Annotated in this window: 22 protein-coding genes; 21 read left to right on the forward strand and 1 reads right to left on the reverse strand. The window is 67.2% G+C overall.

Annotation, left to right across the window (positions count from 1 at the left end; genetic code table 11):
- Positions 1 to 302: 302 nt before the first annotated feature.
- Complete coding sequence (locus tag PMES_RS00945; protein ID WP_159963660.1) at positions 303 to 1,061, reverse strand: hypothetical protein; 759 nt, start codon at positions 1,059 to 1,061, stop codon at positions 303 to 305.
- A gap of 297 nt (positions 1,062 to 1,358) precedes the next feature.
- On the opposite strand from PMES_RS00945, the gene fabD reads away from it, so the two are divergent.
- The 21 genes from fabD to PMES_RS01050 all read left to right on the forward strand — a co-directional run bounded on the left by fabD (position 1,359) and on the right by PMES_RS01050 (position 19,984).
- Positions 1,359 to 2,291, forward strand: a complete 933-nt coding sequence (fabD, locus tag PMES_RS00950; RefSeq protein ID WP_159963661.1) for an ACP S-malonyltransferase — start codon at positions 1,359 to 1,361, stop codon at positions 2,289 to 2,291.
- 134 nt (positions 2,292 to 2,425) lie between these two features.
- Entirely contained in the window at positions 2,426 to 3,163 is a 738-nt protein-coding gene (gene fabG / locus PMES_RS00955) for a 3-oxoacyl-[acyl-carrier-protein] reductase (RefSeq protein ID WP_159963662.1), read from the forward strand.
- A gap of 171 nt (positions 3,164 to 3,334) precedes the next feature.
- Entirely contained in the window at positions 3,335 to 3,571 is a 237-nt protein-coding gene (locus tag PMES_RS00960; protein WP_159963663.1) for an acyl carrier protein, read from the forward strand.
- A gap of 181 nt (positions 3,572 to 3,752) precedes the next feature.
- Positions 3,753 to 5,024, forward strand: a complete 1,272-nt coding sequence (gene fabF, locus PMES_RS00965; protein ID WP_159963664.1) for a beta-ketoacyl-ACP synthase II — start codon at positions 3,753 to 3,755, stop codon at positions 5,022 to 5,024.
- Positions 5,024 to 6,181: an endolytic transglycosylase MltG gene (gene mltG, locus PMES_RS00970; protein ID WP_159963665.1), complete on the forward strand. Its 1,158-nt coding sequence runs from the start codon at positions 5,024 to 5,026 to the stop codon at positions 6,179 to 6,181. The genes fabF and mltG overlap by 1 nt, the downstream gene beginning before the upstream one ends.
- Before the next feature lie 190 nt (positions 6,182 to 6,371).
- Entirely contained in the window at positions 6,372 to 6,713 is a 342-nt protein-coding gene (locus tag PMES_RS00975; protein ID WP_159963666.1) for a hypothetical protein, read from the forward strand.
- Positions 6,622 to 7,995, forward strand: a complete 1,374-nt coding sequence (locus PMES_RS00980; RefSeq protein WP_159963667.1) for a DNA-packaging protein — start codon at positions 6,622 to 6,624, stop codon at positions 7,993 to 7,995. The genes PMES_RS00975 and PMES_RS00980 overlap by 92 nt, the downstream gene beginning before the upstream one ends.
- Positions 7,996 to 8,118: 123 nt before the next feature.
- A complete protein-coding gene (locus PMES_RS00985; protein WP_159963668.1) occupies positions 8,119 to 9,297 on the forward strand; it encodes a phage portal protein in 1,179 nt (392 codons plus the stop codon).
- 14 nt (positions 9,298 to 9,311) lie between these two features.
- Positions 9,312 to 9,893, forward strand: a complete 582-nt coding sequence (locus PMES_RS00990; RefSeq protein WP_159963669.1) for an HK97 family phage prohead protease — start codon at positions 9,312 to 9,314, stop codon at positions 9,891 to 9,893.
- The gene (locus tag PMES_RS00995; protein WP_159963670.1) at positions 9,890 to 11,062 is read left to right on the forward strand and encodes a phage major capsid protein; all 1,173 of its coding nucleotides are present in this window, start codon (positions 9,890 to 9,892) and stop codon (positions 11,060 to 11,062) included. Before PMES_RS00990 ends, PMES_RS00995 begins: the two co-directional genes overlap by 4 nt.
- Before the next feature lie 76 nt (positions 11,063 to 11,138).
- Positions 11,139 to 11,732: a head-tail connector protein gene (locus PMES_RS01000; protein WP_159963671.1), complete on the forward strand. Its 594-nt coding sequence runs from the start codon at positions 11,139 to 11,141 to the stop codon at positions 11,730 to 11,732.
- Positions 11,729 to 12,067, forward strand: coding sequence for a head-tail adaptor protein (locus PMES_RS01005; protein ID WP_159963672.1), 339 nt, complete (start codon positions 11,729 to 11,731; stop codon positions 12,065 to 12,067). Before PMES_RS01000 ends, PMES_RS01005 begins: the two co-directional genes overlap by 4 nt.
- Entirely contained in the window at positions 12,064 to 12,486 is a 423-nt protein-coding gene (locus tag PMES_RS01010; RefSeq protein ID WP_159963673.1) for a DUF3168 domain-containing protein, read from the forward strand. The genes PMES_RS01005 and PMES_RS01010 overlap by 4 nt, the downstream gene beginning before the upstream one ends.
- 21 nt (positions 12,487 to 12,507) lie before the next feature.
- Positions 12,508 to 12,921: a phage major tail protein, TP901-1 family gene (locus PMES_RS01015; protein ID WP_159963674.1), complete on the forward strand. Its 414-nt coding sequence runs from the start codon at positions 12,508 to 12,510 to the stop codon at positions 12,919 to 12,921.
- Positions 12,921 to 13,238 carry a gene transfer agent family protein gene (locus PMES_RS01020; RefSeq protein WP_159963675.1) on the forward strand — a complete coding sequence of 106 codons (318 nt, stop codon included), beginning with the start codon at positions 12,921 to 12,923 and terminating at the stop codon, positions 13,236 to 13,238. The genes PMES_RS01015 and PMES_RS01020 overlap by 1 nt, the downstream gene beginning before the upstream one ends.
- A 3-nt stretch (positions 13,239 to 13,241) precedes the next feature.
- Positions 13,242 to 13,448 carry a phage tail assembly chaperone gene (locus tag PMES_RS01025; protein ID WP_159963676.1) on the forward strand — a complete coding sequence of 69 codons (207 nt, stop codon included), beginning with the start codon at positions 13,242 to 13,244 and terminating at the stop codon, positions 13,446 to 13,448.
- Positions 13,445 to 14,098 carry an RcGTA-type gene transfer agent tail tape measure protein gene (locus tag PMES_RS01030; RefSeq protein ID WP_159963677.1) on the forward strand — a complete coding sequence of 218 codons (654 nt, stop codon included), beginning with the start codon at positions 13,445 to 13,447 and terminating at the stop codon, positions 14,096 to 14,098. Before PMES_RS01025 ends, PMES_RS01030 begins: the two co-directional genes overlap by 4 nt.
- 15 nt (positions 14,099 to 14,113) lie before the next feature.
- Positions 14,114 to 14,746 (forward strand): DUF2460 domain-containing protein, encoded by a 633-nt coding sequence (locus tag PMES_RS01035; protein ID WP_159963678.1) that lies wholly within the window; start codon positions 14,114 to 14,116, stop codon positions 14,744 to 14,746.
- Positions 14,743 to 15,642, forward strand: coding sequence for a phage/gene transfer agent baseplate hub protein (locus PMES_RS01040; RefSeq protein WP_236549651.1), 900 nt, complete (start codon positions 14,743 to 14,745; stop codon positions 15,640 to 15,642). The genes PMES_RS01035 and PMES_RS01040 overlap by 4 nt, the downstream gene beginning before the upstream one ends.
- Complete coding sequence (locus PMES_RS01045) at positions 15,639 to 16,082, forward strand: C40 family peptidase (protein WP_159963679.1); 444 nt, start codon at positions 15,639 to 15,641, stop codon at positions 16,080 to 16,082. Before PMES_RS01040 ends, PMES_RS01045 begins: the two co-directional genes overlap by 4 nt.
- Positions 16,082 to 19,984 carry a baseplate multidomain protein megatron gene (locus PMES_RS01050; RefSeq protein ID WP_159963680.1) on the forward strand — a complete coding sequence of 1,301 codons (3,903 nt, stop codon included), beginning with the start codon at positions 16,082 to 16,084 and terminating at the stop codon, positions 19,982 to 19,984. The genes PMES_RS01045 and PMES_RS01050 overlap by 1 nt, the downstream gene beginning before the upstream one ends.
- Positions 19,985 to 19,992 lie beyond the last annotated feature (8 nt).

Here is a 19,992-nt window from a genome sequence, read left to right on the forward strand (position 1 = left end):
GTGATGGCTTGCTCATGCGGACCGTCTAACCGCATGGATTCACAATGTGAATCCTCGACAATCAGAGTTCTGCAACAACGCCCCTATGCACTTGAAAAGTATATATAGTGGCAGCCCCCTACGGGCTGCCACATTGCGGTTTGACGGCAATTGCTCCCCCCAAAAGAAAGTTTCTTCAAATCTATGGCTTGCGGGCGCCCAAATTTAAGGGTGCGCTTGCTTGTTCACCTGATACGGTGTGGAACTACGGTATTCTAATCCGCGACGATACCGTATCCAATAAGTGTCAAGAGCGCATATTTCTACTCAAGGATCGCGTCGCCGCTTCCTTGCAACCAAACCATCGACCAGAATTGCTGATCCCAATCAGTTGAGTGCCCGTCCAAGTATTTTGATTCAGAGAGCGCCTTTCCGAACTGACGCACCAATGCGTCGAACTCGGGGTCGGGTTTGGTGGTTGAGGCAACTACGATCCTGCCTAGGCAAAAAGTCAGGATCGCATGGACAAGGGTGATCCGCGTAGCCTTCTGACCATCGTAGGCGCGAGGCCCAAGGTCAACGATAGCGGTATTTGTCTCGGGATGAATGACCTTGGAGCCCATCTGCCATTGAGAGAGTTGCCCCGTGTAGTGCGCATATGGCTGTACTGCCCTAGATAACCCCGCCATGAAGTCATCCCAGCTTTCTAACCACAATCCACTACCGTATTTCGGCCAGACGTTCTCAGCTAGCCATTTTCGCATCTGCCCTGGCGTAACGTCACCACTCCACCACTTGCCGAGCATGCCTTCGCGGTCGGGGTGGCGACACATTCCCAATTCAATTACCGACATGGATTCCAAACATTGTCGCGTGATTGCCAGTGCGTTCGCATGCGCCCCATCCCTGTTGGCAGTGTTGGCGTAATACAATGAATCCAAGAAAAAGTAGTGCGCCATTAGGGGAAGGTGCTTCTTTCCAATCGAAAGCCCATTTTGTTGCAGCGCTTCGGCCACTCGCCCCATGATCTTGGCAGTTGCTTCGTCGGTGAGTGTATACCACTTGGGTTCAGTTCGTGTCATCCCGTCTACCTTTTTCGCCCCTCTCGCTCAGGGCAATGGGCAGCTTTCAACTTTAATTCTGTCGCCAAAGTTACCGTCTTAAAAATTCCTTAGCACGGTATTTGTTACGGGGTCAGCGTAAGTCTCTACCCTAAAATCAGCCCGAGGAGGCTCGCCTACGGGCTGCCACTTCTTCCCCCTCTCGTGATAAGCCGACCGCTGGGCATCCGCCGGATGTCCTCCTCGTGCCGCGAATGTTGCACGGCGCGCGCCGGCGCGTTATGGCCGCTGGAACGTCGGCGCACAGAGGAGGGCGGTATGAGCCTTGCATTGGTTTTTCCCGGACAGGGTGCACAGAGTATCGGAATGGGGCAGGACCTGGCCCGGGCCTATCCCGCCGCGCGTGCCGTCTTCGAGGAAGTCGATGACGCCCTTGGCGAGCCGCTTTCCGCACTGATCTGGTCCGGCGACATCGAGACGCTCACCTTGACGGCCAACGCGCAGCCCGCGCTCATGGCAACCTCCATCGCGGCGCTTCGGGCGCTCGAGGCGGAAGGGTTCGAGCTTGGTCGCGCGGCGTTCGTGGCCGGTCATTCACTCGGTGAATATTCCGCGCTCGCCGCGGCCGGCGCCCTCGAGCTTGGCGATACCGCGCGCCTGCTGCGCCTGAGGGGCGCCGCGATGCAGGATGCAGTCGCCGTGGGCGAGGGCGCGATGGCCGCCCTCCTGGGCCTCGACTTCGACACGGCCCGGCAGGTGGCGGACGCCGCCGCGCAGGGCCAGGTCTGCCAGGCGGCCAATGACAACGATCCGGGGCAGGTGGTCGTCTCCGGCCACAAGGAGGCCGTCGAGCGCGCGGTGCTGATCGCCAAGGAACGCGGCGCCAAGCGGGCGATGCTCCTGCCGGTCTCTGCCCCCTTCCACTGCTCGCTGATGGCGCCCGCGGCCGAGGCGATGAATGCAGCGCTCGCCGATGTCGCGCTTAAGGCGCCGTCCGTGCCGCTCGTGGCCAACGTGACGGCCGCGCCCGTGACGGCCCCCGAGCGCATTCGCGCGCTTCTGGTCGAGCAGGTTACCGGATCGGTGCGCTGGCGCGAAAGCGTGGCGTTCATGGTCTCGGAGGGCGTCGACACCTTCTGGGAGATCGGTGCCGGCAAGGCCCTGTCCGGCATGATCCGGCGGATCGAGAAATCCGCCGGGCTCAGGACCGTCGGCACATCCGCCGATGTCAGCGCGGCCCTCGCGCCCTGAGCCATTGCGGGCGCGGTCCGCGATGACCGCAAAGGGCGGAAAGGGGCCGGAGACGCAGGCTTTGGGCCCGCCATTCGAATGACGGTAAACGCAGGCCGGCCAGCACGGACGCCTGCAGGCAAAGGAGACAGGCGATGTTCGACCTGACTGGGAAATCGGCGCTCGTGACGGGCGCATCTGGCGGCATCGGCGCCGAGATCGCTAGGGCGCTGCACGCTGCCGGCGCAGATGTCGCCCTGACGGGAACGCGGCAGGAGCCACTCGACGCACTGGCGCGCGAGCTGGGAAGCAAGGCGCATGTCCTGCCTTGCGATCTGAGCGACGACGCGGCGCTCAAGGCGCTTCCCGGCGAGGCTGCGGGTGCGATGGGCGGGCTCGACATCCTCGTGAACAATGCCGGGATCACCCGTGACGGGCTGCTGATGCGGATGTCGGACGAGGATTGGGACAGGGTGCTCGACGTGAACCTGACGGCGGTGATGAAACTGTCGCGGGCTGTGATGCGCGGCATGATGAAGGCGCGCTGGGGCCGCATCGTCAACATCTCGTCCATCGTCGGGACGACCGGCAATGGCGGGCAGACGAACTATGCCGCGGCCAAGGCGGGGATGGTGGGTTTCTCCAAGTCGCTCGCTGCGGAAGTCGCGAGCCGGGGCATCACGGTGAATTGCATCGCGCCGGGCTTTATCGAGACCGCGATGACCGACAAGCTGACCGAAGCGCAGCGGGAGGCGACGCTGGTGCGGGTGCCCGCTGGCAAGCTCGGCACGCCCGGCGATATTGCCGCGGCGGCACTCTATCTCGCCTCGTCCGAAGCCGGTTACGTCACCGGCGCGACGCTGCATGTGAACGGCGGCATGGCGATGATCTGAGGCGGCTGAAACCGTTTGCGCCGGGGCGGCGATGTGCTATAGGCGGCGCACAATTTCCGGGGCGCCCGCCATGGCGCCCTGTCTTCCGGAGCCTATGTCTTCGGTAATGGCACGGCCCGAGGGCCAAGATCGCAACGGGCACTGGATCCCAAGGAACCTGAAGGAACTGATATGAGCGACATCGCAGACCGCGTGAAGAAGATCGTCGTCGAGCACCTTGGCGTCGAAGAAGAGAAGGTGACCGAGAACGCCTCCTTCATCGACGATCTGGGCGCTGACAGCCTTGATACGGTCGAGCTGGTCATGGCCTTCGAGGAAGAGTTCGGGATCGAGATCCCCGACGATGCCGCCGAGACGATCCAGACCTTCGGCGACGCCGTCAAGTTCATCAAGGAAGCCCAGGCCTGATCCTGGCACCCGGGCCTTCGGGCTTCGTAGCGAGGGGCGCACCGCATGATCCGCGGGGCGCCCTTTTTCATGCGCGGATGCGGGCCGAATGCGCCGCTTGCCCCCGGCGGACCCTTTCCTCCCTTGCGCTTGGCGTGTATCACCCGCCCCAATTGCGCGGAACGAGAGCGAGGGCAGTCGGATGCGGCGTGTTGTGGTTACCGGAATGGGCATGGTCAGTCCGCTGGCTTGTGGTGTCGATCAGACGTGGAAGAGGCTTCTGGACGGACAGTCCGGGGCGGGTCCGATCACGCGGTTCGACGCGGGCCACCTGGCCACGACCTATGCCTGCGAAGTGCCGCGTGCCGGCGCCGAGGGCGCGGCCGAAGATGCCTTCGATCCCGATGAATGGATGGAGCCCAAGGAGCAGCGCAAGGTCGACGATTTCATCCTTTACGGGATGGCGGCCGCCGACCAGGCGATCCGCGAGGCCGGTCTTGCCGAGTGCAGTGCCGAGGAGAAGCTGCGGATCGGCGTGATGGTCGGCTCCGGGATTGGCGGGCTCCAGTCGATCGCCGAGACGGCCGTGCTGTTGAAGGAACGCGGGCCGCGCCGTGTCTCGCCCTTCTTCATTCCGGGCGCCCTGATCAATCTCGTCTCCGGACAGATCAGCATCCGCTACGGCTTCAAGGGGCCGAACCACGCGCCAGTGACCGCCTGCTCGACCGGCGCCCATGCCATCGGCGACGCGGCCCGGCTGATCCAGTGGGGCGATGCGGACGTGATGGTCGCGGGCGGAACCGAGAGCCCCATCAGCGAGATCGGCATTGCCGGGTTCAATGCCTGCAAGGCGCTCTCGACGAAGCGCGCCGACGATCCCAAGCGCGCAAGCCGGCCGTGGGACGCCGACCGCGACGGGTTCGTGATGGGCGAGGGCGCCGGCGTGGTCGTGCTCGAGGATTACGAGCGGGCCAAGGCACGCGGTGCGACGATCTATGGCGAAATCATCGGCTATGGCCTGTCGGGCGATGCGCATCACATCACCGCGCCGCCCGAGGATCACGAAGGCGCCGAGCGGGCGATGCGTGCGGCCCTTGCGCGAGCCGCGATCGAGCCCACGCGGATCGATTACGTCAATGCGCATGGCACCAGCACCATGGCCGACACGATCGAGCTTGGCGCGGTGGAGCGGGTGCTCGGTGATCACGCGCAGAACGTCACCATGTCCTCGACGAAATCCTCCATCGGGCACCTGCTTGGGGCCGCGGGGTCGGTCGAGGCGATCTTCTGCCTGCTCGCGATCCGTGACCAGGTCGCGCCGCCGACGATCAATCTCGACACGCCCGCCTGCGAGACGAAGCTCGATCTTGCAGCCGGGGCGAAGGTGCCGCGCCGGATCGATACGGTCCTGTCGAATTCCTTCGGCTTCGGGGGCACCAACGCGGCGCTCGTGATGCAGCGGCTGACAGATTGATGTGGCGGCATATCGCCTCCAACGCCCTGTCGCTTCTGATCGTGATCGTCGTGATGCTCGGGGGGCTCGTCGTCTGGGGCAAGCGCAGCTTCGAGCAACCGGGACCGCTCGCGCAGGCCATCTGCCTGCGTGTCGAGCCCGGCTCCAACATGCGCCGCGTCTCCGGCAAGCTCGCCGACATGGAGGCGATCGAGAGTGACCGCCTCTTTCGGATCGGCGCACAATATACCGAACGTGCTGGCAGCCTGAAGGCAGGCAGCTTCCTCGTGCCCGAGAGGGCGTCGATGGACGAGATCATCACGATCGTCACGCAAGGCGGCGGCTCGACCTGTGGCACCGAGATCGTCTACCGCATCGGGGTGAACCGGCAGCAGATCGAGGTTCGCGAGCTCGATCCGGCCAGTGGACGTTTCGAGGATCGCGCCGATTTCGATCCGGTAGAAGGGGAATACCCCGAAAGCTATGCCGAGGTGCGCGAGCAGAGTGATACGCGTTTCCGCGTGGCGCTCGCCGAAGGTGCGACCAGTTGGCAGATCGCGCAGGCGCTCGAGGCGGCGGAATTCCTCAGCGGCGAGATCGCGGATGTCCCACCCGAGGGGATGTTGGCTCCCGACAGCTACGAGGTCGCGGCTGGTGCAGACCGGCAGGAGCTCGTCGACCGGATGATCGAGCGGCAGGAGGCGCGGCTCGCGCAGGCCTGGGCCAACCGTGCCGACGACCTGCCGATCGATACGCCGGAGGAGGCGCTGATCCTCGCATCGATCGTCGAGAAGGAAACCGGTCAGCCCGAAGAGCGCGACCAGGTGGCCAGCGTCTTCGTCAACCGGCTGCGCAAGGGCATGCGGCTGCAGACCGACCCGACGGTGATCTACGGGGTGACCGAGGGCAAGGGGGTGCTGGGACGCGGCTTGCGGCGCAGCGAGCTGGACCGTGTGACGCCCTACAACACTTACCAGATCGACGGGCTGCCCCCCGGACCGATCGCCAATCCGGGCCTTGCGAGCCTTCAGGCCGCGCTGAACCCCGCCAGCACACCGCTGCTCTATTTCGTGGCGGATGGAACGGGGGGGCATGCCTTCGCCGAGACGCTTGCCGAGCACAATGCCAATGTCGCGCGCTGGCGAGCCATCGAACAACAGGGTGCGTCGGGGCAGTGAACCTTCGTAAACAGATGGTTATAGCGTAGTTCTGTCGAATCTCGATAGCGGGAAAGCTTGACTTCCCGCTCGCCTTGGGGTAGAGATTTCTCATCAGACGACATTCGAGAGCGGCCGGGATCAGCAGATCCGCGGCCGCTTTTTTGTTCGGCCCTTCCAGAAGGAAGGTCCGCTCGAACAAGGGTCCGGCATGACGGTAATCACACGTCCCGAGGGGGAGCGACGCGCAAGCGAGATACTCGAACAGGCCGAGGAGCAATATCGGGAGGTCCTAGAGGATCTGAAGAGCGTCAGGATGGCTCTGAGGGATCGCTCGGACCTGGCCGAAGGCGAGATCAGGCGCGTCCTGACCGAGTTCAGGCGCGTGGCTCAGACCGTATTCGACGAGAGGAAAAGACTTGAGGAACTCCGCAAACGCCGCTGCGGCATCGTTCACGATTATGCCCTCGATTTCGACGCCCTGCGCGGTGAGATCGGGAGCCGACTTGATCGCCTCCGCGACGCCGGAGCAGCAGGCACATTTCCTGGATGAGTTGAGCGAAGGCGCGCTGGCGGGCCTTCCCTACCTGTTCGATTTCTGGGCCCATTCGCATCAGCTTCCCCCTGAGGGGAGTTGGCGCAGCTGGGTGATCCTCGGGGGGCGGGGCGCTGGCAAGACGCGCGCCGGTGCCGAATGGGTCCGCGCCCAGGTCGAGGGCCCCCGGCCGCTCGATCAGGGCAGGGCGCGACGCGTGGCGCTGGTCGGCGAGACGCTCGACCAGGTGCGCGAGGTGATGATCTTCGGCGAGAGCGGGATCCTCGCCTGCACCCCGCCCGACCGGCGTCCGGTCTGGCAGGCGGGACGGCACAGGCTTCTGTGGCCCAACGGCGCCGTCGCCACGGCCTGCTCGGCGCATGATCCGGAGACGCTGCGCGGTCCGCAATTCGACGCTGCATGGGTCGACGAGCTGGCCAAGTGGAAGAAGGCGCAGGAGGCCTGGGACATGCTGCAATTCTGCCTCAGATTGGGGCCGGAGCCGCGGCAATGCGTGACGACAACCCCGCGCGACGTGGCGGTGCTCAAGCGTATCCTTGGCGCTTCGTCCACGGTGGTGACCCATGCGCCGACCGAGGCGAACAGGGCCAACCTCGCGAAGAGTTTCCTGACGGAGATCAGGACACGCTACGCCGGGACGCGGCTTGCCCGCCAGGAGCTTGACGGGGTGCTGCTCGAGGATGCCGAAGGGGCGCTCTGGACGCAGGCAATGCTGGAGCGGGCGCGGAGCGACCTGGCCTTCGTGCCAGACCGGGTGATCGTAGCGGTCGATCCGCCGGTCACTGGCGGCGCCAAGTCCGACGCCTGCGGCATCATGGTCGTCGGCGCGCAGACCACCGGCCGGCCGGAGAGCTGGCGCGCGGTCGTCCTCGAGGATGCCAGCGTCGCGGCGGCATCGCCGGCGGCCTGGGCGGCGGCGGCCTGCGCGGCGTATCACAGGCATGGCGCCGACCGGATGGTGGCGGAGGTGAACCAGGGCGGCGATCTCGTCGAGAGCGTCATCCGGCAGGTCGATCCGGCCGTCAGCTACCGCGCGGTGCGCGCTGCGCGGGGCAAGATCGCCAGGGCCGAGCCCGTGGCCGCCCTCTATGAGCAGGGGCGTGTGACGCATCTGCCGGGGATGGAGTGCCTCGAGGAGCAGCTGTGCCAGATGACCCTGTCCGGGTTCACCGGTGGCGGCAGCCCGGACCGTGCGGATGCGCTCGTCTGGGCGTTGCATGAGTTGATCCTCGCGCCGCGGCGGGCGGCGGGGACACCGCGACTGAGGGAGCTGGGCTGACGCGCAGCGCGGCCGTTCAGGCAGGAACGACAAATGACATTGCGAGGGGCATGACCGGTATATCCGGTGCATGCCCCTTTGCGTTTCTGGCCCTCCACGGGCGGACCGAAGGAGCGATGCACGATGTTCGAATTCATGAAAAGGGCGGCCGAGGCGAAAGCGCCGCCGCAGGTCAAGGCGTCGGCGACGGGCCGGGTGATCAGCACCAGCAGCGGGCGCGTGGCCTGGACGCCGCGCGATACCGCCTCGTTGATACGCAATGGCTTCATCGGCAATCCGGTCGGGTTCAGGGCGGTCAAGATGATCATCGAGGCCGCTGCCGCGATCCCCCTGGTCGTTCAGGACCGCGAGCGGCGATACGAACGGCATCCCGTCCTCGCCGTGATCGACAGACCGAACCAGGGGCAGGGCCAGGCGGAGTTCTTCGAGGCGCTCTATGGCCAGATGCTGCTCAGCGGCAACGGCTATGTCGAGGCGGTCGGGGGGCCTTCGCTGCCTGCCGAGCTGCATGTGCTGCGCTCGGAGCGGATGTCGCTCGTGCCGGGGGCCGACGGCTGGCCGGTCGCATACGATTACACGGTCGGCGGCCGCAAGCACCGCTTCGCGCTGGGGGAAGGTCCCCCGCCGATCTGCCATATCCGCAATTTCCATCCGCTCGACGATCATTACGGGCTTGCGCCCATGCAGGCGGCCGCCGTTGCGGTGGACGTGCACAGCGCCGCGTCACGCTGGTCCAAGGCGCTGCTCGACAACGCCGCGCGCCCCTCGGGAGCGATCGTCTATCGCGGCGAGGACGGACAGCTCTCGGCCGATCAATATGACCGGCTCGTCAGCGAGATGGAGCAGCATCACCAGGGCGCGCGCAATGCCGGTCGCCCGATGCTCCTCGAAGGCGGGCTCGATTGGAAGCCGATGGGGTTCAGCCCGTCCGACATGGAGTTCCATGAGACCAAGCTCGCCGCGGCGCGGGAGATCGCGCTCGCCTACGGAGTGCCGCCCATGCTGCTCGGGATCCCCGGCGAGGCGACCTATTCCAACTACCAGGAGGCCCATCGCGCCTTCTACCGGCTGACCGTCCTTCCATTGGCGTCGAAGGTCGCGGCCTCCCTGGCGCATTGGCTCGAAGGGTTCACCGGGGAGGAAGTCGAGCTGCGTCCCGATCTCGACAAGGTGCCGGCACTGGCCGCCGAGCGCGAGGCCCAATGGAAGCGCGTGTCGCAGGCCGATTTCCTGAGCCCGGGCGAGAAGCGGCTCCTTCTGGGGCTGCCGGCGCGGCCCGCCGACGAGGATGAACGAGCGTGAGGAGATCGCATAGCATGACCGAAGACAATCCCAGCCTGGAACGCAAGTTCTGCGGCGGCGGTAGTGGACTGACCCTGGGTCAGGACGCGCGGATCAGCGGGTATGCCTCGCTCTTCGGTGCGCGTGACAGCGGCGGCGACGTGGTCGGGCCGGGGGCTTTCGCCGCCAGTCTCGCGGCGCTTGCCGCCGATAATGGCAAGGTCAGGATGCTCTGGCAGCACGATCCGGGCGAGCCGATCGGCGTGTGGGATGAGGTACGCGAGGATGCGCGCGGCCTTTTCGTCGAGGGCCGGCTCCTGACCGATGTGGCGCGTGGCCGCGAGGCCGCTTCGCTGCTGGCGGCGGGCGCGATCGACGGCCTGTCCATTGGATACAGGGTGCAAAAAGCCACGCGTGACGATGCCGGACAGCGTCTGCTGACACGGATCGAGCTGTGGGAAGTGTCGCTTGTGACCTTTCCGATGCTGCCATCGGCACGGGTGGCGGGCAAGGCCGTGGGGGAGGCGGCGGAGCTGCGCAAGCTGGGCGCCGGATTGCGTAGGGCCGGTCGCCTGCTGTCGGGAACGAAGACATCAAAGAGGAGCGAAAGCACATGAACGAAGTGAACGGCGCAGCACGCGCCGCGGGTGACGGCGATCTTGGTATCGACGGGGCGATCGACGAATTCGTTCGCCATGTCAGTGAGTTCAAGGACGACGTGGATAACAGGCTTCAACAACAGGAAGAGCGAATGACCATGCTTGATCGTAAATCACGGGCCACGATGCGCCCTCTTCTCGCACAAGCCGCCGCTCCCGAGCTGCCGCATCAGAAAGCCTTTGCCGCCTATCTGCGCTCGGGTGATGACGACGCGCTGCGCGGTATCGCGGTCGAGGAGAAGGCGATGAGCACGGCGGTGGCCGCCGATGGGGGCTACCTCGTCGATCCGCAGACCGCCGAGACGGTGCGCGGTGTGTTGCGCTCCGCGGCATCGCTGCGCCAGATCGCCAATATCGTGACCGTCGATGCGACCTCCTACGATTTGCTCGTGGACCATACGGAGATGGGCAGCGGCTGGTCGAACGAGACCGGCAGTCCCCCCGAGACCGGCACCCCCGTGATCGACAGGATCACCATCGCGCTGCACGAGCTGAGCGCGCTTCCCAAGGCGAGCCAACGGCTTCTGGACGACGCGGCCTTCGACATAGAAAGCTGGCTTGCCGGCCGGATCGCCGAGCGTTTCGCCCGTGCCGAGGCGGCGGCCTTCGTGACGGGCGACGGGATCGACAAGCCGCGCGGTTTCCTCGACCATCCCGCCATCGACGAGGCGAACTGGAGCTGGGGCAGCATCGGGATGGTGGGCACCGGTAAGGCGGGCGCCTTCGACGGCCCGGATGCGATCGTCGATCTGGTCTATGCGCTGGGCGCGCAATACCGTGCCGGAGCGTCCTTCGTGATGAACTCGAAGACGGCCGGCGCCGTGCGCAAGCTCAAGGATGCCGACGGACGTTTCCTGTGGTCCGACGGCCTCGCGGCGCAGGAGCCGGCGCGCCTGCTGGGGTATCCGGTGAGCATCTGCGAGGACATGCCCGACATCGCGGTGGACGCGACGGCAATCGCCTTCGGAGACTTCGCGGCCGGCTACACGATCGCCGAGCGTCCCGACCTGCGGATCCTGCGCGATCCGTTCAGCGCCAAGCCGCATGTCCTCTTCTATGCGACCAAGCGGGTGGGCGGCGACGTGAGCGATTTCGCGGCCATCAAGCTTCTCAGGTTCGGCCTCTGATGCCGCTTGCGGCCGGGTCCTTCGGGCCCGGCCGCGCCGAGCACGAGGCGGACGACGGCGAGGGAAGGATCACCAGGTGTTGAAAGAACTAGAAAAGGTGCCGGACACGGCCCTGCCGCTTGCCCAGCTGCGCGGTCAGTTACGGTTGGGCAGCGGCTTTTCCGATGACGATCTGCAGGACGAGCTGTTGATCGGGGCGCTCAGGGCGGCCGTGGCATTGATCGAGACGCATTGCGCGAAGGTCCTGATCGAACGGGATTTCGAGCTGCGGATCGAGCATTGGCGCCTTCCCGAGGCCCATCCGTTTCCACGTGCGCCGGTCAGCCGCATCGTCGAGCTGGTGCATGGCGGATCCGACGGCCGGATGCGGACCGCCGCGCCGGAACGTTACCGCCTGGTGGAGGATCTGCACCGGCCCGAGCTGCGTGCACGCGGCGGGGTTCTGCCGGGGCACGGCGCCGCCGGGGGACTGAGGCTGCGGTTCACGGCGGGTTTCGGGCCGAGCTGGGCCGATGTTCCCGATGATCTGGGTCTGGCTGTCCTGCAACTCGCGGTCCGCTTCTATGAACGCCGCGGCGGCGAGGAGGAAACCGTTCCGCTGCCCGCCGGGGTCATCCGCCTGCTGGCGCCCTATCGCAACCTGCGGCTTGTCGCCGGGAGGCAGGGATGAAGGTGCCGCGTCTGAACCGCCCCCTGGTGCTCGAAGCGGCCGGTGCCACGCCGGATGGCGCTGGCGGGCATGTCAGGGAATGGCGCGTGCTCGGCACGCTTTGGGGTGCCGTCGAGCCGGGGCGGGGGCGCGAGGTGGCCGGGATCGGCGGAGCGCTGTCGCGTGTCGTCTACAAGATCACGCTGCGTGCCGCACCCCAGGGTGCGCCGTCGCGGCCGGTGGCCGGACAGCGCCTGCGCGACGGGGCGCGGATCTTCGCGCTGCTCTCGGTCACCGAGGCGGATGCCGACGGACGCTACCTGCTGTGCATCGCAGAAGAGGAGATCGCTGCATGAGCTATGCATTGGCCGCCGGATTGCAGGCTGCCCTCTATGCCCGGCTGAACGGCTGGCAAGGGCTGACAGGTCTCATCGGCAGCGCGGTCTACGACGCGCTGCCCGAGGGGCCGATCGCCGGAACCTACGTGGTGATCGGCGAGGAGGAAGCACGCGACAGCTCGGACGTCACGGGTGCGGGGGCGCTCCACGCGGTGACGGTCGCGGTGATCTCTGATGCGAGCGGCTTTGGTGAGGCGAAGCGGGCAGCAGCGGCCATCTGCGACGCGCTGCGCGAGCCGCCGCCGGCCTTGCCGCGCGGCCGGATCGCCGGGCTCTGGTTCGACCGGGCCCGTGCGAGACGCATCGATGCGGGCACGCGCCGGCGCATCGATCTTCGGTTCCGCATCCGCACGCAAGACGACGCGCTGCCTGTTTGACGACATCAAGGGAGAAACGACATGACCGTTCAGAACGGCAAGGACCTACTCATCAAGCTCGACCTGACCGGAGCAGGACAGTTCGAGACCATTGCGGGCCTGCGGGCCACGCGGATCGGCTTCAATGCCGAGACGGTCGACGTGACCAACCTGGAGAGCCAGGGCGGCTGGCGCGAATTGCTCGGCGGGGCCGGGGTGAAGAGCGCGGCGATCTCGGGGTCGGGCGTGTTCCGGGACGCGGCCACGGACGAGCGGGCCCGTCAGATCTTCTTTGCCGGCGAGACGCCCGATTTCCAGGTCGTGATCCCGGGCTTCGGGATCGTGCAGGGCGCGTTCCAGATCACGGCGATCGATTATTCCGGCAGCTATAACGGCGAGGCGGCCTATGAGCTGTCCCTGGCTTCTGCCGGTGTCCTCGATTTCTCGGCGCTGTGATGGGTAATCCGTGGGCATCCGAAGTGAGCCTGCGCCTCGACGGGGTGCAATACCGTGCGAAGCTCACCCTCGGCGCTCTGGCCGAGCTCGAGGCGGAACTGGGGACGGACTCCCTTGTCGCCCTTGCCGAGCGGTTCGAGGGCGGAACCTGCTCGGGGCGCGACGTGCTGGCGCTGCTGGCCGCGGGGCTGCGCGGTGGCGGCTGGCAGGGGGAGACGCGCGATCTGTTGCAGGTCGATATCGAGGGCGGCCCGCTGCGCGCGGCGCAAAGCGCGGGGCGGTTGCTGGCCCTGGCCTTCGCGCCGCCGGAGGATTGACGCATGGATTGGAACGGCCTGATGCGGGCGGCCATCGCGGAGCGCGGTATCTCGCCGGCGCTCTTCTGGTCGCTGAGCCCCGCCGAGCTTTCGATGATGCTCGGCAGGACGAAGAGCCTGCCGATGGGACGTGCGGGATTGGCGTCGCTACTTGAGGCCTTTCCCGACGCGACCCCCGAAACGACCCCCGAGAAGGATATCGACGAATGAGCGATTTCGACACGTTCCGCGACGGGCTCGAGGAACTCGAGGAGACATTCGGCGCCGGGCGCAACGTGGCCGCGGCCTTCGATGCGCAGCTGCGCGATCTGCAAGGCAGTCTCGGCGGCGCGCAGCGCGATGCGGGCGCGCTCTCGGCGGGCATCGGTCGCGGGCTGCGGCGCGCGTTCGACGGGCTGATCCTCGAAGGCGACAAGCTGGGTGATGCGCTGTCCGGCATCGCGCGTTCGATCGCCGACACGGCCTATTCCGCGGCGGTTGCCCCGGTGGCGCGCGGGGCGGGCGGCCTGATCTCGGGGGGGATCGAGAACGTGGTGGCAAGCCTTCTGCCGGGGGGCGGCGCGGGCGGCTTCGCCCAAGGCAGGGTGATGCCATTCGCCAAGGGCGGCGTGGTCAGCGGACCCGTGGCCTTCCCGATGCAGGGTGGCACGGGCTTGATGGGCGAAGCGGGACCGGAGGCGATCATGCCGCTGGCGCGCGGTCCCGATTACCGCCTTGGGGTACGGGGCGGCGCGGGCGCGCGTCCGGTGACGGTGGTGATGAACATCACGACCCCCGATGCCGAAGGGTTTGCCCGCTCGCGCAGTCAGATCGCCGCAAGGATGAGCCGCGCGATCGCGAGCGGCCAGAGAAACCGGTAGGACAGGGAGTTTCATATGAGTTTCCACGAGATACGATTTCCCGCCAGCCTGAGCTTCGGCGCGCTGGGCGGTCCGGAACGGCGCACGCAGATCGTGACCCTCGCCAACGGTTTCGAGGAGCGCAACACGCCATGGGCCCATTCGCGCCGGCGCTATGACGCCGGGCTCGGCTTGCGTTCGCTCGAGGATGTCGAGACGCTCATCGCCTTCTTCGAGGCGCGGCAAGGACCGTTGATCGGGTTCCGCTGGAAGGACTGGGCGGATTTCAAGTCCTGTGCGGCGGGATCCGCGCCGGCGCATGGCGATCAGCAGATCGGCATTGGTGACGGTGCGCAGCGGGTCTTCGCGCTGTGCAAGACCTACCGCTCGGGACCTGCGCAATACAGCCGCCCGATCACCAAGCCGGTGGCCGGGTCGGTCAGGCTGGCCCTGGCGGATGATCCGCTGCGCGAGGGTGTGCACTACACGCTCGATCCCGCGCGGGGGACTGTCACGCTCGAGGTGCCGCCGCCCCTGGGTGTTCAGCTTACCGCCGGGTTCGAGTTCGATGTGCCGGCCCGCTTCGATACCGACATCATCAGGACCTCGGTCGCGAATTTCCAGGCCGGAGAAGTTCCGGACGTGCCGGTGATCGAGGTGCGGACATGACGGCGGGGATGCCGGCAGGCGGGACGCTCGATGCGCATCTGGCGGGCGGGGTGACGACGGTGTGCCGCTGCTGGTTTCTCGAGCGGCGCGACGGGTTTCGCATGGGGTTCACCGATCACGACGCCGCCCTGCGCTTCGAGGGAATGGAGTTCCGTCCGCATGACGGGCTCAGCGGCCGCGCGATCGAGCAGACGAGCGGCCTGTCGGTGGACAATGGCGAGGTAGTCGGGATCCTGAGCGGCGCGGCACTGGAGGAGCGAGACATCCTTTCGGGACGGTTCGACGGGGCTGCTCTTACCGCCTGGTCGGTGAACTGGGCCGATCCGGCGCAGCGCGCAATGGAGTTTCGCGGAACGCTGGGAGAGATCACGCGCAACGGCAACAGCTTCGCCGCGGAACTGCGCGGCCTGTCGGACGCATTGGCGGCGCCCACGGGACGGGTTTACCAGGCGCCTTGCGGGGCGGTGCTGGGCGATGCGCGATGCGGTGTCGAACTCTCCCCCGGCGCCTTTTGCGCCGAGGTGGCACTGGTGCGCGGCGGGGCCGATGGCGAGTTGGTCCCGGGGCCCCTTGAGGATCACGAGCCAGGCTGGTTCGCGGGCGGGCGCGCCGTCTTCCTCGATGGCGCCTGCGCCGGTCAGACGGTGCCGATCAGGCGGGACCGCCAGGCGGGGGAGGAGCGACGGATCGAGCTCTGGCAATCGCCCTGCGGTGATTTGCGGCCGGGCGACCGGGTGCGGTTGCTGGCAGGGTGCGACAAGGATGCACAGACCTGCGCGCACAAGTTCGGCAATATCGAGAACTTCCAGGGCTTTCCGCATCTGCCAGGCGACGACTGGCTGATGGCGGTGCCGGATCGGGGCGCGCGAAACGACGGCGGGAGCCTCGTTCGATGAGCGGCTCGCCCGAACATGCGGTCGAGACCGAGGCCCGGCTCTGGATCGGCACGCCCTACCTCCATCAGGCGTCGTGCCGTGGGGCCGGGGCGGACTGCTTGGGCCTCGTGCGCGGTGTATGGCGCGGGCTCTACGGCGTCGAGCCGGAGGCCAGCGGCCCCTATACCGCCGATTGGTCCGAGCCACGCGGGGAAGAGCGCCTGTGGCAGGCCGCGCTGCGCCACATGGTGCCGGCGGTTTCGGCGGGGCCGCGCAGCGGTGAGCTGCTGCTGTTCCGGATGCGGCGCGGCGCGGTGGCCAAGCATCTGGGGATCGCGTCGCGCGGCGGGCGGTGCGTCATCCACGCCTATGCACGCCACGGCGTCGTCGAAAGCACGCTCTGCCCCTCCTGGCGCGGACGCATTGCCGCGCGTTTCACATTCCCGCAAAGGAGCCCATGATGGCGACGATCGTACTTTCGGCAGTTGGCGCCGCGGCAGGGGCGTCGATCGGTGGCAGCGTGCTTGGCATCGGAGCGGCGGCCATCGGGCGGGCGGCGGGCGCCAGCTTGGGCAGAGTTCTCGACCAGAGCCTTCTGGGGCTGGGGGGCGATGCGGTGGAGACCGGGCGCGTGGACCGCTTCAGGCTCAGCGGTGCGGGCGAGGGCACTCCCATCCCGCGGCTCTACGGGCGCAACAGGCTTGGCGGGCAGGTGATCTGGGCGTCGCGTTTCACCGAGAGCGTCTCGGAAAGCGGTGGAGGAAAGGGCGCCCCGTCCCGTCCCAAGACCCTCAGCTACAGCTACGGTGTCAGTCTCGCCCTCGCGCTTTGCGAGGGAGAGATCAGCCGGGTGGGCCGCGTCTGGGCCGATGGCCGGGAGATCGCGCGGGACAGCATCGACATGCGGGTCCATCGCGGTACGCTGACCCAGACGCCCGATCCCAAGATCGAGGCGGTCGAGGGGCCCGGCGCAGTGCCGGCCTATCGCGGCATCGCCTATGTGGTCATCGAGGATCTCGACCTGGGGCCATTCGGGAACCGGGTGCCGCAATTCTCCTTCGAGGTGCAGCGTCCGGCGCCGGCCGGCCAGTCCGAGATCCCGGAGATCGCCGATGCCGTTCGGGCTGTCGCGATGATCCCCGGAACCGGTGAATACACGCTTGCAACGACCCCCCTGCATGTCGAGGTCGAGCCAGGGGATGCCAGGGCGGTGAACGTGAACACGCCGCTTGGGGGGACGGATTTCACCGCGTCGCTCGAAACACTGCAGGGCGAGTTGCCCAAATGCGCGGCGGTGAGCCTCGTGGTGTCCTGGTTCGGGACCGATCTGAGATGCGGACTGTGCGAGATCGGCCCCCGGGTCGAGCAGACGGCGCTCGAGCCCGCGGAGATGCCTTGGCGATCGGGCGGGATCGGCCGCTCGCAGGCGCGCCGCGTGCCGATGAAGGAAGGGCGTCCGGTCTATGGCGGCACGCCCGCCGACACGGCGGTCATCGAGGCGATCACCGCCATGCGCGAGGCCCGGATGGAGGTGATGTTCTATCCGTTCGTGCTGATGGAGCAGCTGCCGGGCAATGCGCGCCCCGATCCCTACGGGGGCGGCGAGCAGGCCGCTCTGCCCTGGCGCGGACGCATCACGACGTCCCGTGCGCCGGGGCAGGAGGGCAGCACGGACCGCACGCGAGAGGCCGAGCGGGAGGTCGAGGCCTTTTTCGGGACTGCCTCCGTCGACGATTTCGAGCGGGTCGGCGGGGAGCTGCGCTATCATGGGCCCGACGAGTGGTCCTACAGGCGGTTCATCCTGCATTACGCCCATCTGTGTGTCATGGCGGGCGGCGTGTCGTCCTTCTGCATCGGCTCGGAATTGCGGGGTCTGACCGCGATCCGAGGGGAGGGGGACAGCTTTCCGGCCGTCGCGGCGCTGCGCATGCTGGCGCGCGATGTCCGGGCGATCCTGGGGCCGCGGACGCAGCTCGGCTATGCCGCCGACTGGTCTGAATATTTCGGCTATCACCCCGCCGATGGCAGCGGTGACGTGCATTTCCATCTCGATCCGCTCTGGGCCGATCCCGAGATCGATTTCATCGGGATCGACAATTACATGCCCCTGGCCGATTGGCGCGATGGCGCGGATCATGCCGACGCGTCCAGGGGTGCGATCCATTCGATCGATTACCTGATGGACAATATCGCGGGCGGCGAGGGGTTCGACTGGTACTATGCCTCGCCGGAGGCTCGCAAACACCAGCTTCGCAGCCCGATCACCGACGGAGCGCATGGCGAGCCCTGGGTGTTCCGCTACAAGGATCTCATCTCGTGGTGGGGGCGTGCCCATCACGAGCGGATCGGGGGAGAGCGGCAGGCCGCACCAACCGCCTGGACGCCGCAATCCAAGCCGATCTGGTTCACCGAGATCGGTTGCGCCGCGATCGACAAGGGCGCCAACCAACCCAACAAGTTCGTCGATCCGAAGTCGTCCGAGTCGGGACTGCCGCACCATTCCGACGGAGGGCGGGACGATCTGATGCAGATGCAGTATCTGCGGGCCGTCCATGCGCATTGGAACCGGCCGGAGAACAACCCGGTCTCCGAGATCTACGGTCGCCCGATGGTCGACCCGGCGCGTATCCATGTCTGGGCCTGGGATGCGCGGCCCTTTCCCTTCTTCCCCGCCAATCGAACACTCTGGTCGGATGGAGAAAACCATGCGCGGGGGCATTGGCTTACGGGGCGGGCCGGCAATCGCGATCTGGGCGGCGTCGTGGCGGAAATCTGCGCGGCTTCGGGGGTCGGGAATGTCGATGTTTCCCGGCTGCACGGTGCGCTGCGGGGCTACGGCTCTGCGGAGCCGGCCAGCGCGCGCGCGGCATTGCAGCCCTTGATGACGGCATACGGCTTCGATGCGGCCGAGCGCGAGGGCCGTCTGCACTTCGTCAGCCGATCGGCCGCCCGGCCTGCACCCACGCTCGATACGCACCGCCTTGCCATCACCGAGGAGCTGCCGGAGGGCATGTCGCGCATCCGGGCGCAGGAGGCGGAGCGGATCGGCAGGGTGCGCCTGTCGCATGTAGATGCGCAGAGCGATTACCGCACGCGTACCCATGAGGCGGTGATGCCCGGCACCGAAGGCTTCGCCGTTTCCCATTCGGAGATGCCGCTCCTTCTGACGGAGGGCGAGGCGCGGGGCATCACCGAGCGCTGGCTTGGAGAGATGCACGCGGCGCGCGACCGGGTGAGCTTTGCCCTGCCGCTATCGGCGCGCAAGTTGGGGGCAGGGGATCTGGTGCGCCACGAGGGCATCCGCTACCGGATCGACCACGTGACCCTGGCGGGGCACAGGATGATCGCGGCGGTTCGCAGCGATGGCGGTCTTCACCGCATGCCGCAGGAACGCGATGGCGCGCCGCGCGTGACCCCTTTCGAAGCGCCGGGGCCCGTCCTTCCCCTGTTGCTCGACCTGCCGCTGATCAGCGGAGACGAGGCGCCGCACGGGGCACGTATCGGGGCAAGCGCGCGGCGCTGGCCCGGACAGGTCGCGGTGCATTCGGCGCCGGGGCCGGATGGCTACAGGACAGAGCTCGTGCTCGAACAGGCCGCCGTGACGGGCCGGCTCACGGCGTCGCTCCCGGCAGCCGCGCCCGGGCTCTACGATCGCGGCCCGGGCATCGCGCTCGAGCTTCTGACAGGGGCGCTGGGCTCCGTCGACGAGGCGGCGCTTTTGTCGGGGGCGAACCTGCTGGCCTTGGGCAACGGGGCGGGGGGCGAGGGCGACTGGGAGCTCTTGCAGTTCCGCGATGCCGAGATCGTGGCGCCGGGGCGCTACGTGCTGCGGATGCTGTTGCGGGGGCAACTGGGTACCGATGCCCTGATGCCGGCGGCCTGGCCCGAAGGAACACGCGCGGTGCTCGTCGATGGCGCTCTCGCGGAGCTTCCGCTTCCATCCGCCGAGCGCGGCCTGCTTCGGCATTATCGCATCGGCCCGGCGGCGCTGCCCCTGTCCGATCCGGCCTATCGCGAACTGACCTGGGCGGTGCGCGGGGTCGGTCTGCGTCCCTATGCGCCTGTCCATTTACGAACGCGTGAGACGGCCGGGGGCGGTCTGGATCTGCAGTGGATCCGGCGCGGCCGTATCGATGCCGATGTCTGGGAGCGCCCCGAAGTGCCCCTCGGGGAGGAGCGCGAGGCCTACCTGCTGCGCATCTGCCGGGGCGATGAGGTTCTGCGTGAGGCTTGGCCCGAGACGGACCAGTGGCACTACGCGTCGGCGATGCGCGCGCAGGACGGACCCGGAACGCATGTCGAGATATCCCAGATCTCGGCGCGGTTCGGACCGGGTCCGCATCTGGCGGCACCGTTGCCATGAAGCCTGCG

The organism is Profundibacterium mesophilum KAUST100406-0324 (genome assembly GCF_009835145.1).
Taxonomy (GTDB): Bacteria; Pseudomonadota; Alphaproteobacteria; order Rhodobacterales; family Rhodobacteraceae; genus Profundibacterium; species Profundibacterium mesophilum.